Raw genomic sequence first — 12,624 nt, forward strand, 5'->3', positions numbered from 1 at the left:
GCGTATACAGTAAAGTGAACCGCGAAGTCCGCACGTGTGTGAACAAAGGAGTTGGCCAAGTGGCTGAGGCATACATCATCGATGGCGTCCGCACCCCCGTGGGGCGCTACGGCGGGGCACTCGCTTCGGTCCGTTCCGACGACCTGGCCGCACTCGTGATCGGCGAGGTCGTGCGCCGCAGTGGCATCGATGCCGCCGCGGTCGACGAGGTCGTGTTCGGCAATGCGAACGGTGCTGGCGAGGAGAACCGCAACGTCGCCCGCATGGCGTGGCTGCTGGCGGGGCTGCCACAGGAGGTGCCGGGGTTCACGATCAACCGGCTCTGCGCATCCGGCATGACTTCGATTGTTACGGCGTCACAGATGGTGCGCTCGGGCGACGCTGACCTCGTCGTCGTGGGCGGCGTTGAGTCGATGACGCGCGCGCCATGGGTGGTCGAAAAGCCGGGGAGCGCCTGGGCGAAGCCCGGCCAGAGCTACGACACGTCGATCGGCTGGCGCTTCCCGAACCCCCGCTTCGTCGACGGCGAGCTCGCCCGCGACGGCAAGATGACCTTCTCGATGCCCGAGACCGGCGAGGAAGTCGCCGAGGTCTTCGGCATCAGCCGCGAGGACGCCGATGCCTTCGCGGTGCGCTCGCACGAGAACGCCTTCGCGGCGATCGAAGCTGGCCGCTTCGACAATGAGATCGTGCCTGTCGAGGTGCGCGACCGCAAGGGCAACGTGACGGTCGTCGACACCGACGAGGGGCCGCGCGCGGGCACGACGCTGGAGGTCCTCAGCCGGCTTCGCCCGGTGGTGAGGCCAGGCGGCGTGGTCACCGCCGGCAATTCTTCGTCGCTCAATGATGGCGCCTCCGCGCTCGTGATTGCCTCCGACCGCGCGATCGAGCGCTTCGGTCTCACGCCTCGCGCCCGCATTGCGGGCTCTGGCTCGGCCGGTGTAGCGCCCGAGATCATGGGAGTCGGCCCGGTGCCTGCGACGCGCAAGGCCCTCGACCGCGCTGGGTGGTCGCTCGACTCGGTGGGCGCGATCGAGCTCAACGAGGCGTTCGCGACGCAATCGCTCGCCACGCTGCGCGAACTCGGTGCCGACCAAGGCCGGGTGAATCGCAACGGTGGCGCGATCGCGCTCGGTCACCCGCTCGGTTCCTCCGGTGCCCGCATCACCGTGACCCTCATGAACCGCATGGAGCAGGAGGGGGCCGACCGCGGCCTCGCCACGATGTGCATCGGCGTTGGCCAGGGCACCGCCGTGCTGCTCGAGCGCCCGTAGCCGCCCGCTATCGAAGAACTGGAGCACCTCCATGACGATTTCCGACCTCGTCGCGCGCGCGGCCGCATTCGAACGGCTTCGCGTCGACGTTGCCGCCGACCGCGTCATCGTGACCCTCGACCACGCGCCCACCCGCAACGCGATTGACCAGCAGATGGTCGATGAGCTGCACGTCCTGTGCGGCGAGCTCGAGCGCGAGCCACGCATCCTCATCATCACCGGCGCCAACGGCATCTTTGCCTCGGGCGCCGACATCGCGCAGCTGCGCGAGCGTCGCCGCGACGATGCCCTCGCGGGCATCAACTCGACGATCTTCGACCGCATCGCGAAGCTGCCGATGCCGGTCATCGCCGCGATCGAGGGCTACGCCCTGGGCGGCGGAGCGGAGCTCGCGTACGCGGCGGACTTCCGCATCGCGACCCCCAATGTGAAGCTTGGCAACCCCGAGACCGCGCTCGGCATCATGGCCGCGGCGGGCGCCACCTGGCGGCTCAAGGAACTCGTGGGGGAGCCACTCGCGAAGGAGATCCTGCTCGCGGGACGTCAGCTCGGCGCTGACGAAGCGCTCGCCTGCCATCTCATCACCGAGGTGCACGAGGCCGAGTCGCTGCTCAACGCGGCGAACGTGCTGGCCGACCGCATCGTGAAGCAAGACCCGCTCGCGGTGCGCATCTCGAAGTCGGTCTTTCACCTACCTCGTGAGGCCCACCCGGTCGTCGACACGCTCGCCCAGGGCATGCTGTTCGAATCGCAGCAGAAGTTCGATCGCATGCAGGCCTTCCTCGACCGACGCGAGGCGAAGCGAGCTGCCAGTGCGGCCGAAAACGAGAGCAAGGAGAGCAAGTCATGAGCACATCCGTGCTTCCCGCCCGCGTTGGCGTCATCGGCGGCGGGCGCATGGGCGCCGGCATCGCCCACGCCTTCCTCATCAACGGCGCCGACGTCGTCGTACTTGAGCGCGACGAGGCCGCCGCTGCAGCGGCGCACGATCGCGTGGTCGAGAGCGTCGCGAAGTCGATCCAGCGTGGATTTGAGCTCGACGCCGAGGTCACGGCCGCGCGGCTCCGCACGGCGGTCGACAACTCGGCGCTCGCCGACCGCGACCTGGTCGTCGAGGCGGTGTTTGAAGACTTCGCGGTGAAGCGGGATGCGCTGCGCGCGGCCGAGGCGCAACTGCGCGCCGACGCGACGCTCGCGTCAAACACCTCGTCGATCTCGCTCGACTGCCTCGCGGCCGAACTCAAGCGCCCCGAGCAGTTCCTCGGGCTGCACTTCTTCAACCCGGTGCCCGCGTCGACGCTGATCGAGGTCGTTATCGCCTCGGCCACGTCGGCGGCGCTACGCGAGGCGGCGCCCGAGTGGGTGCGCGCGCTCGGCAAGACGCCGGTCGTCGTGCGGGACTCGCCCGGCTTCGCCTCGTCGCGCCTCGGCGTCGCGATTGCACTCGAGGCCATCCGCATGGTCGAGGAGGGCGTCGCGAGCGCCGAGGACATCGACGCCGCGATGGAGCTCGGGTACAAGCACCCGCAGGGGCCACTGAAGACGACCGACATCGTTGGCCTCGACGTGCGCCTCGGCATCGCCGAGTACCTCGCCGAGCACCTCGGCGAGCGCTTCGCCCCGCCGCAGCTGCTGCGCGACAAGGTGGCTCGCGGCGAACTCGGCCGCAAGAGCGGCCGCGGCTTCTACGACTGGAATTAGGCGCGTCGGCACCGTCGCCGCCGCGGAGAGGACACAGCAACCATGACCCAGGTCAGCAACACCATCGACTTTGTGCCGAGCTACGTGCGCGGTGAATGGTGGACGCCGTCCGGCGAAACCGCCGGGCAGCTCGTGCGGGATGCCGCGACGGGTGACGTGATCGCGCAGGTCTCGACCGACGGCCTCGACCTCGCCGAGGTGGTGGAGTACGCGCGCACGGTCGGTCGGGCCGGGCTTGGCGCGTTCACGATTCACCAGCGAGCGATGATCCTGAAGCAGCTCGCGCTGCTGCTCACCGAGCGCAAACCCGAGCTCTACGAACTCTCGATGCGCAGCGGTTCGACCAAGGTCGACAACTTCATCGACATCGACGGCGGTATCGGCGTGCTCTTCACGATGAGCTCGAAGGCACGACGCGAGCTGCCGAACTCGAATGTCGTCATCGACGGGCAGCTCGAGCAGCTGTCGAAAGACGGCTCCTTCGTCGGCGAGCACATCTACGCCCGCACGCCCGGCATCACCGCCGAGATCAACGCCTTTAACTTCCCCGTCTGGGGCATGCTCGAGAAGTTCGCCCCGGCGTTCATCGCGGGCGTGCCGTCGATCGTGAAGCCCGCGACGCCAACGGGGTACATCACCGAAGCCTGCGTGCGCATCATGGTCGAGTCCGGGCTGCTGCCCGACGGTTCGCTGCAGCTCGTCTCGGGCTCGGCTCGTGAGCTGCTCGACCACCTCGACTTCCGCGATTCCGTCGCCTTCACGGGCTCGAAGTCGACGGCTGACAAGCTGCGACAGCACCCGAACGTTGCCGAGGGAGGCCTGCGCTTCAACGCCGAGGCCGACTCGCTCAACGCGGCGATCCTCGGCGACGACGCGACGGCCGACTCGCCCGAATTCGAGTCGTTCGTCCGTTCTGTGGTGACCGAGGTGCAGGCGAAGGCGGGGCAGAAGTGCACCGCGATTCGTCGCGTGATTGTGCCGAACGCGCTTGTCGAGCCGGTCATCAACGCGATCGCGCAGCGCCTCGACGAGAAGGTCCGCGTGGGCGACCCCCGCGCCGAGGGTACGACGATGGGCGCGCTCGCGTCGCTCGAGCAACTGCACGACGTGCAGGATGCGGTCGACCGCCTGATCTCGGGCGGCGGCGAAATCGTCTACGGCTCGAACGAGCGCGATGAGGAGGCCACTGCGGCCTTCATGTCGCCGGTCGTGCTCAAGTGGGATGACAACCGCGCGGAGGCACTCCACGCGACCGAGGCGTTCGGGCCGGTCACCTCGGTCACGGGCTACGACACGCTCGACGAGGCCGTCGAACTCGCTGCGCTCGGCGCGGGCTCGCTCGTTGCGACGATTGCGACGAACGACCCCGAGGTGGCACGCACGCTGACCACCGGCATCGCGGGCTACCACGGTCGCGTGCACCTGCTCAACCGCACGACGGCGAAGACCTCGACCGGGCACGGCTCGCCGATGCCGCACCTCGTGCACGGCGGCCCGGGCCGCGCCGGTGGCGGCGAAGAGCTCGGCGGCGTGCGCTCGATCTTCCACTACATGCAGCGCAGTGCGATCCAAGGCTCGCCCGATCTGCTCACCGCGGTGACAGGCCAGTGGCACACCGGCGCGGCCCAGCAGCGTGTCGGCGCGCCGAGCTACGGCGGCACGCCCGAGGGCGAGAACGGGGCGGTGCATCCGTTCCGCAAGTCGCTCGAGACGCTGCGCCTCGGCGATGCGTTCGTGTCGGAGCTGCGCCAGGCGACGCTGCAGGAGATCACCGATTTCGCGAACACGACCGGCGACATCTTCTACGCACACACCAATGCGGAGGCGGCCGAGGCGAACCCGTTCTTCCCAGGCATCGTCGCGCACGGCTACCTGCTCATCAGCTGGGCAGCCGGCCTCTTTGTCGCTCCCGGTCGCAGCGCCGTCTACGCGAACTACGGCATGGAGCGGCTGCGGTTCATCACCCCGGTCGGCGTCGATGACTCGGTGCGCGTCGAGCTCACGGCGAAGCGCATCACCCCGCGTGAGACCGAGGACTACGCCGAGGTCGTGTGGGATGCGGTGCTCCGCAACCAAGACGACGAGCTCGTCGCAACCTACGACGTGCTCACCCTCGTCGCGAAGCGCGAGGAACAGGCGCTCGGCTAGGCGACGTGCGCGAAGCTATGAGCTTCGCGCACGCAGGCCCTGGAAGACCAACCGCACGACGAGGTCGCCCAGGGCCTGTCCGTTGAGCGGGCCGTCGGTGCGGTACCACTCGGTGATCGAGTTGATCATGCCGAAGACGAGCCGTGTCGCCGCGCGAGGGTCGATGTCGGCGCGAATGTTCTCTTCGTCGGCCACGTCCTGCATCAGTTGGGCGACCGCGCGGTCGAAGTGGCGTCGGCGCTCGAGCACGCGGCGCTCGAGCTCGGTGTTGCCGCGCAGCCGCAGCAGTAGGGTCACCTCGGCGAGCTCCCCTGTTAGTACCGTGACGGTGCCGCGCATGACGAACTCGAGCCGGTCAACAACGTCGCCGGTCACGGCCTGCGGGTCGTCGAGCACGGCCTCGAGCGCGCCCATGGCATGGTCGAGCGCGGCGGCGAGCAGTTCTTCCTTGCTGCGCACGTGGTGGTAGATCGCCGACTTCGAGACACCGAGCTGGTCGGCGATCATGCCGATCGTCGTGGCCTCGTAGCCGTGCTCGTTGAACAGGCGCACGGCCGCTGAAATGACGTCGTCGCGATCGTTGCCGGGGCGGCCGCGGCGGGGCGCGTCGGGCTTGGTGCTGGAGATACTCATGTCTGGGGCAATCCTAGGCGGGAATGGGAGCGACGGGCACGTACGCAAACGGGACCCGCTGGTGTGGCGGGTCCCGGATGCGGTGGTCGCGTTAGCGCGTGAGCGGGCGGTAGTGGTCGGGTAGCTCCGACTGCGGCCGGTCGCGGTAGTCGAAAATGCGCTTCGCTTTGCCCTCGGAACGGGCGACGGTGTTCGGGTCGACGATGTGGATGCGCACCGAGGAGCCGATGCGGATCTTGATGTCCTGGCGCAGGTGCTCGCCGCAGGCCTGGGCCTCAGCCATGGTGAACTCGGGGCGACGCTCGATCACGACCGTGAGCTCGTCCATCCGCTTCGGGCGCGTGAGCTCGAGGTGGTAGTACGGGCTGAGCGCGCGCTGGCCGAGCGCGAGCTCCTCGATCTGCGACGGGAACATATTCACGCCGCGCAGGATGATCATGTCGTCGGTGCGGGTTGCGACCTTCTTCATGCGGCGCATGTTCGGGCGGGCGTCGCCTGGCAGCAGCGTCGAAAGGTCCTTCGTGCGGTAGCGGATGATCGGCATGGCTTCTTTGGTGAGCGAGGTGAACACGAGCTCACCGATCTCACCGTCTGGCAGCACCTTCGTGAGGTCGTCCTTGTCGACGATCTCGGGGCGGAAGAGATCCTCCCAGATCGTCGCACCGTCTTGATGCTCGACCGACTCGCCCGCCATGCCGGGACCCATGAGCTCCGACAGGCCGTAGATGTCGATGGTCTTGAGGTCGAAGCCGCGCTCGATCTCGGCGCGCATCTGCTCGCTCCACGGCTCGGCGCCGAGGATCGCGATCTCGAGCGAGGTGTCGCGGGCATCGAGGCCCTGCTGATGCATCTCGTCGAGGATCGTCAGCAGATACGAGGGTGTACACATGATGATGCGTGGCGTGAAGTCCCGAATCATCTGAATCTGGCGCGAGGTCTGGCCGCCCGACATCGGCACGACCGTAAGGCCGGCCGCTTCGATGCCGGCGTGGGCGCCGAGACCGCCGGTGAACAGGCCGTAGCCGTAGGCGTTATGGACGATGTCGCCCTTCCGGGCACCGGCGAGTCGCATGACGCGGGCGACGGCGCGGGCCCAGCGGTCGAGGTCGCCCTCGGTGTAGCCGACCACGGTTGGGCGCCCGGTCGTGCCCGACGATGCGTGCACACGGCGCACCTGCTCCATCGGCACGGCGAAGGTGCCGAACGGGTAGTTCTCGCGGAGATCTTCCTTCGTCGTGAACGGGAACTTCGCGAGGTCGGCAAGCTCCTGCAGATCGTCGGGGGTGACGCCGGCCTCGTCGAACTTCTTGCGGTACATCGGCACGTTCTCGTACGCGTGACGCACGGTCCACTTGAGGCGCTCGAGCTGCAGTGCGTCGAGCTCCTCACGGCTCATCTGCTCTTCGGGGTCGAGCGTGTCGAGATCAAATTTCTGGTCCACGGGAAATCGTTGCCTTCTCAGATCGATTGGTGGGGGAGTGGAGTCGGTGGCTACTCGGGCTTGCGGATGGTCCGGCAGCGGCCGCGGAAGAGGGCGATGCGTTGTGCCTCGGTGTCGTCGGGGCTCTGCGCGAAGATTTCGATGTCGCAGATGCCGCTTCGGGCCTGGTGCTGCATCTCGGCGCGAGCGGTGAGGGTTTGCCCCTGCGTCGCTTGGCGGAGGAAGTTGATGTCGACTCCCTGCGCGACCGTGATGGTGCCGTCGTCCTCGGGTGGATTGCACGCGAGAGCGAACGCCGTGTCGGCGAACGCGAACACCATGCCACCGTGGGCGATGCCAAATCCGTTGAGCATCTCCTGGCGAAGCTCCATCTCGATCTCGACCTTGCCGGGCGCGTACGAGCGCACGCGAATGCCCATCCACTTGCTCGCAAAATCGTCCTGCAGGATGCGGTGGGAGGATGCGAGCTCGTCGAACGTGGGGGTGGATTCGACAGCGGAATTCCTGGTGGTCGGCGACGGTGCCTGGGTCATGGGTTCACTCCTTCGTGAATTCCTGAACAGTCTTACAGAAAATTCGAAATATCGCTGAGAGTCGGTTGCTTGACCTTTCGAGTGGAACACATATACTGAACGCACGTTCTGTAATTGCTGACGTGTAGTCGCGTGCGCCCACGCGGCCACCGCCAAGTCGAAGGAGACACACAGTGACGAACAATGTGACCGAGCTGCCCGGCCGCGACGAACTCGACCTCGAGCGGGCGCAGGCGTACTTTGACCAGCTCATCGCCGACGACACGCGCGTCGAGCCGGCCGACTGGATGCCCGACGCCTACCGCAAGACCCTCACGCGCCAGATGGCCCAGCATGCGCACTCCGAGATCATCGGCATGCAGCCCGAGGCGAACTGGATCACCCGAGCCCCGTCGCTGAAGCGCAAGGCGATTCTCACCGCCAAGGTGCAGGACGAGGCCGGCCACGGCCTCTACCTCTACTCGGCCGCTGAGACGCTCGGCACTCCGCGCGACGTCATGACCGAGCAGCTCATCTCGGGCAAGGCGAAGTACTCGTCGATCTTCAACTATCCGGCCCGCACCTGGGCCGACATGGGCGCGATCGGCTGGCTCGTCGACGGTGCCGCGATCTGCAACCAGGTGCCGCTGTGCCGCTGCTCGTACGGACCGTACGGCCGCGCGATGGTGCGCATCTGCAAGGAAGAGTCGTTCCACCAGCGCCAGGGCTGGGAGATCCTCTACTCGCTCTCGAACGGCACGCCCGCGCAGAAGCAGATGGCGCAGGAGGCCGTGAACCGCCTCTACGGCCCCGCGCTGCAGATGTTCGGCCCGCCGGACGACCAGTCGCCGAACTCGCAGCAGTCGATGGACTGGAACATTAAGCGCTTCTCGAACGACGTGCTGCGCCAGCGCTTCGTCGACATGATCGTGCCGCAGGCCGAGGGGCTCGGCCTGACCTTGCCCGACCCCGAGCTCAAGTGGAACGAGGAGCGCGGCCACTACGACTTTGGCGAGCTCGACTGGACCGAATTCTTCGACGTCATCAAGGGCCACGGCCCCGCGAACGCGCAACGCCTTGCCCGCCGTAAGGAAGCGCACGAGAACGGCGCCTGGGTGCGCGAGGCTGCCGCGGCCTACGCCGCGAAGCAGGCCGACGTCGCCACCCGCGTGGCGTAGCCCGTACTAGTTTTCTCGTTGCGGTGGAGCACCGCGACGACTCGATGGAGAGTGTGAAATGTCCGAAACGACCGAATCCGTTCAGCCCGCGGGCCGCAACGAGTGGCCGCTCTGGGAAGTGTTCGTCCGTTCGTCGCGTGGCCTGAGCCATGTACACGCCGGCTCGCTGCACGCGCCCGACGAACATATGGCTCTGCGCAACGCGCGCGACCTGTACACCCGTCGCAACGAGGGCGTTTCGCTCTGGGTGGTGCGCAGCACCGACATCACCGCGAGCGACCCCGACCACAAGGACTCCTACTTTGAGTCGTCGCAGGGCAAGAACTTTCGCCACGCGACCTATTACACGAAGTCCGAAGGGGTGAAGCACCTGTGAGCGGCTCGGGCTTCGATTCCGCGACCCTCATCTCGGCCGGCTACGCGCTTACGAGCGAGGAGCTCATCCAGCGCGATGTGCACGCCAGCGAGGATGTCGCGCAGTACGCGCTGCGACTCGGCGACGACGCGCTGATTCTCGCGCAGCGCAACCTCTGGTGGGTTGCCCGCGCGCCCGAGCTCGAGGAAGACATCGCACTGAGCAACATCGCGCTTGACCTGCTCGGCCACGCGCGCGTACTGCTCACCTATGCGGGCAGCGCGTGGGGCAAGAGCGAGGATGACCTCGCTTACTTCCGCGAGGAAGAGGAGTTCCGCAGCCTGCACCTTGTCGAGCTCGAGAGCGAGGACTTCGGTCGCACCATCGCCCGGCAGCTTGTCTGGGCCCACTACGGCTTCGAGCTCTTCTCGCGCCTCTCGCACTCGCAGGACGAGATTCTCGCGGCGATCGCGCAGAAGGCCGCGAAGGAGTACGACTACCACGTCGACCACGCCGAGCAGTGGACGCTGCGACTCGGCATCGGTACCGAAGCGGCGAACGCTCGACTGCAGGCGGGGCTCGACTACATCGCGCCCTACCTCGACGAACTGTTCGACAACGAGGAGCTGCACGATCGCCTCGACGGCATCGCGCCGCGCCCATCCGCGCTGCGCGAGCCGGTGATGTCGCGCGTGACCTCGGTGCTAGCCGAGGCCGGACTCACGCTGCCCGAGGTGCCCCAGGCCCTCACCGGAGGCCGCCGCGGCGAGCACCGCGAGTCGCTCGGTTACCTCCTCGCCGAGATGCAGGTGCTGGCACGGAAGCACCCTGGCGCGAGCTGGTAGGTGGGGGCATGAACACGCAGGTGCATCCCCACACGTCGACGCGGCCCAGCGACGCCCGGGCGGGTGCGGTGTGGGACGTCGCCGCGCAGGTTGCCGATCCGGAGATTCCCGTGCTCACGATCGCCGACCTCGGCATCCTCCGCGATGCGCTCGTCGCCGACGACGGCACGGCGCAGGTGATCATCACGCCGACGTACTCGGGCTGCCCGGCGATGGGCACGATTAAGCAGGACCTCCTGCACGCGCTCGAGTCGGCCGGCTACGCCGACCCCGAGGTTGTGCTCGTGCTCGCGCCGGCCTGGAGCACCGACTGGATTACCGACGAGGGCAAGCGCAAGCTCGAGGAGTACGGCATCGCGCCGCCCTCCGGCCGCTCGGCCGTCGGCGCGCAGCGCGGCGCGACTCGCCTCTCGCTCTCGGTACGCTGCCCTCGCTGCGGGTCCATCCAGACCAACGAACTCAGCCGCTTCGGCTCCACCTCCTGCAAGGCGCTGTATCAGTGCGCCGAATGCAAGGAGCCCTTCGATTACTTCAAGGTGCACTAGTGACTGCTACGAATCTGAACAAATCCGACTCATCGGCCGGCGAAGGCTCTGGCATGGGCAAGCGTCGTGCGACGTTTCACCCACTCGAGGTGTCGCAGGTGCGCAGGCTTACTGACAGCGCGGTCGAGGTGAGCTTCGCCGTGCCCGCCGAACTGCAGGACGAATACGACTATGTGGCGGGCCAGTACGTGGCGCTGCGCACCGAGATCGACGGCACCGAGATCCGCCGCAGCTATTCGATCTGCGAGGCGCCCACCCCGGGTGTGCTCAAGGTCGGCATCAAGAAAGACCTCGGCGGCGTCTTCTCGACCTGGGCGAACGAAGACCTCAAGGCGGGGGAGACGCTCGAGGTGATGAGTCCGCAGGGTGCGTTCATCTCGCAGCACCGGCTCACCGGCATGAACGATGCCGAGGCCGTTTCGGGCGAGGCGCTCGCGGCGGGGCGCACGCATTTCGTGGCGGCCGCAGCCGGCTCGGGCATCACGCCCATCCTCGCGATCGCGAAGACCCTGCTCGCGCATCCTGAGACGACGCTCGACCTGATTTACGCGAACCGTTCCGCGAGCGAGGTGATGTTCCTCGAGGAGCTCGCTGACCTCAAGGACCGCTACCCGTCGCGGCTCGCGATTCACCACGTGCTCTCGCGCGAGCAGCGCCAGGCGCCGATCTACTCGGGGCGCATCGACGCCGACCGCCTCGGCCAGATCTTCACGCACCTCATCGATGTCGACAAGGTCGACGAGTGGTTCCTCTGCGGGCCGTTCGAACTCGTGCAGCTCATCCGCGACGAGCTGGATGGCCGCAATGTGCCGGCCGCGAAGGTGCGCTTCGAACTGTTCTCGACCGGCCAGCCGGGCGAGGGCGCCCAGGGCAGCGCCGGGCGACCGGTCGAGGTCGACCCCGAGGGCGAGAACTTCGAGATCAGCTTCCAGCTCGACGGCCTGACCGGCGACGTGAAGTCGCCGAAGACCGCCCGCGAGACGGTGCTCAACGCGGCGCTGCGCGTGCGCGCCGACGTGCCGTTCGCCTGCGCCGGCGGGGTCTGCGGCACCTGCCGCGCGAAAGTCACCGAGGGCACCGTCGACATGGCCGAGAACTACGCGCTCGAGGCCGACGACGTCGAGCGCGGCTACGTACTGACCTGCCAGTCGCGACCGACGAGCGATCGCGTCGCGGTGGACTTCGACGCCTAGGAGGCACGCCGTGATTACGACCCAGGTGACCGACCGGGTGATTGAGATTGTCCTGGATGCGCCCGAGCGGCTCAACTCGCTCGGCTTCGGCGACCTTGAGGAGCTCGCGACGGCGATTCGAGCGGCGGCCTCGGCCGTCGACTCGGGCGAGATTGGAGCGCTGGTGCTGCGAGGCGAGGGCCGCGCATTCTGCGCTGGCCGCGACATCTCGGGCGTCGACCCCGCCGAGGACGACGTGATCGGCTATCTCGAGGGTGGCGTCGAGACGGTCATGCGCGCGCTCAGCGAGTTTCCCGCGCCGACATTCGCGGCGGTGCAGGGCGCCTGCCTCGGGGTCGGGCTCGGGCTCGCGCTCGCGTGCGACGTCGTTTACGTCGCCGAACGGGCGAAGCTTGGTTCGCCGTTTGCGAACCTCGGGGCGACGCTTGACTCGGGCGGGCACTGGCTGTTCACGGAGCGCCTCGGGCCGCATCGCACGCTCGACCTCATCTACACGGCCGAGTTCATGAGCGGCCGCGAGGCGGTCGATCAGGGGCTGTTTAGCCGCTGGGTCGCCGACGATGAACTGCTCGAATTCACGCGCGTGCGCGCGGCGAAGGCGGCCTCGGGAGCCAAGCTCGCGTTCAACGCCTCGAAGGAGCTTGTGCAGCAAATCCGCGATCAGCGAGTTGGCCTGTGGAAGTCGATGTCGGCCGAGAACCACGCGCAGGCAGACCTCTGCGCGACCGAAGACTATCGCGAGGGCTTCGCCTCGTTCCAGCAGAAGCGCAAGCCCACATTCACAGGCCGCTGACCGGCC

The 12,624-nt window shown here is 67.5% G+C and carries 13 protein-coding genes; 10 read left to right on the forward strand and 3 right to left on the reverse strand.

Annotated features, from left to right (window positions below; genetic code table 11):
* Nucleotides 1-59 precede the first annotated feature (59 nt).
* From ID132_RS02310 to paaZ, 4 genes are read left to right on the forward strand one after another with little or no spacing between them, the layout of a single operon-like run.
* Nucleotides 60-1,274, forward strand: a complete 1,215-nt coding sequence (locus ID132_RS02310; RefSeq protein WP_125105787.1) for a thiolase family protein — start codon at nt 60-62, stop codon at nt 1,272-1,274.
* Between the two features lie 31 nt (nt 1,275-1,305).
* Entirely contained in the window at nt 1,306-2,124 is an 819-nt protein-coding gene (locus ID132_RS02315; RefSeq protein ID WP_125105788.1) for an enoyl-CoA hydratase/isomerase family protein, read from the forward strand.
* Nucleotides 2,121-2,975 (forward strand): 3-hydroxyacyl-CoA dehydrogenase family protein, encoded by an 855-nt coding sequence (locus ID132_RS02320; protein WP_193127769.1) that lies wholly within the window; start codon nt 2,121-2,123, stop codon nt 2,973-2,975. The genes ID132_RS02315 and ID132_RS02320 overlap by 4 nt, the downstream gene beginning before the upstream one ends.
* Before the next feature lie 42 nt (nt 2,976-3,017).
* Nucleotides 3,018-5,123: a phenylacetic acid degradation bifunctional protein PaaZ gene (paaZ, locus tag ID132_RS02325; RefSeq protein ID WP_193127770.1), complete on the forward strand. Its 2,106-nt coding sequence runs from the start codon at nt 3,018-3,020 to the stop codon at nt 5,121-5,123.
* 15 nt (nt 5,124-5,138) lie between these two features.
* On the opposite strand, the gene ID132_RS02330 is transcribed toward paaZ, so the two are convergent.
* The 3 genes from ID132_RS02330 to ID132_RS02340 form a co-directional block, all read right to left on the reverse strand.
* Nucleotides 5,139-5,756 (reverse strand): TetR/AcrR family transcriptional regulator, encoded by a 618-nt coding sequence (locus ID132_RS02330; RefSeq protein ID WP_125105791.1) that lies wholly within the window; start codon nt 5,754-5,756, stop codon nt 5,139-5,141.
* A 91-nt stretch (nt 5,757-5,847) separates the two neighbouring features.
* On the reverse strand, nt 5,848-7,152 hold the full coding sequence (locus tag ID132_RS02335; RefSeq protein WP_125107328.1) for an AMP-binding protein: 1,305 nt from the start codon (nt 7,150-7,152) through the stop codon (nt 5,848-5,850).
* Nucleotides 7,153-7,247: 95 nt separating this feature from the next.
* Nucleotides 7,248-7,730: a PaaI family thioesterase gene (locus tag ID132_RS02340; RefSeq protein WP_125105792.1), complete on the reverse strand. Its 483-nt coding sequence runs from the start codon at nt 7,728-7,730 to the stop codon at nt 7,248-7,250.
* A 173-nt stretch (nt 7,731-7,903) separates the two neighbouring features.
* Between ID132_RS02340 and paaA the strand changes: the two genes are divergently transcribed.
* The 6 genes from paaA to ID132_RS02370 are packed head-to-tail and all read left to right on the forward strand — an operon-like array spanning nt 7,904 to nt 12,618.
* Entirely contained in the window at nt 7,904-8,887 is a 984-nt protein-coding gene (gene paaA / locus ID132_RS02345) for a 1,2-phenylacetyl-CoA epoxidase subunit PaaA (RefSeq protein WP_413229340.1), read from the forward strand.
* Between the two features lie 58 nt (nt 8,888-8,945).
* On the forward strand, nt 8,946-9,263 hold the full coding sequence (paaB, locus tag ID132_RS02350) for a 1,2-phenylacetyl-CoA epoxidase subunit PaaB (RefSeq protein WP_193127771.1): 318 nt from the start codon (nt 8,946-8,948) through the stop codon (nt 9,261-9,263).
* Nucleotides 9,260-10,087 (forward strand): 1,2-phenylacetyl-CoA epoxidase subunit PaaC, encoded by an 828-nt coding sequence (gene paaC, locus ID132_RS02355; protein WP_193127772.1) that lies wholly within the window; start codon nt 9,260-9,262, stop codon nt 10,085-10,087. Before paaB ends, paaC begins: the two co-directional genes overlap by 4 nt.
* A gap of 8 nt (nt 10,088-10,095) precedes the next feature.
* Complete coding sequence (gene paaD / locus ID132_RS02360; RefSeq protein ID WP_193127773.1) at nt 10,096-10,632, forward strand: 1,2-phenylacetyl-CoA epoxidase subunit PaaD; 537 nt, start codon at nt 10,096-10,098, stop codon at nt 10,630-10,632.
* Between the two features lie 53 nt (nt 10,633-10,685).
* The gene (gene paaE / locus ID132_RS02365) at nt 10,686-11,825 is read left to right on the forward strand and encodes a 1,2-phenylacetyl-CoA epoxidase subunit PaaE (protein WP_193127843.1); all 1,140 of its coding nucleotides are present in this window, start codon (nt 10,686-10,688) and stop codon (nt 11,823-11,825) included.
* A 10-nt stretch (nt 11,826-11,835) separates the two neighbouring features.
* A complete protein-coding gene (locus ID132_RS02370) occupies nt 11,836-12,618 on the forward strand; it encodes an enoyl-CoA hydratase/isomerase family protein (RefSeq protein WP_193127774.1) in 783 nt (260 codons plus the stop codon).
* The last annotated feature ends 6 nt before the right edge of the window (nt 12,619-12,624 follow it).

Source organism: Gulosibacter sediminis (assembly GCF_014904065.1).
GTDB classification, from domain to species: Bacteria; Actinomycetota; Actinomycetes; order Actinomycetales; family Microbacteriaceae; genus Gulosibacter; species Gulosibacter sediminis.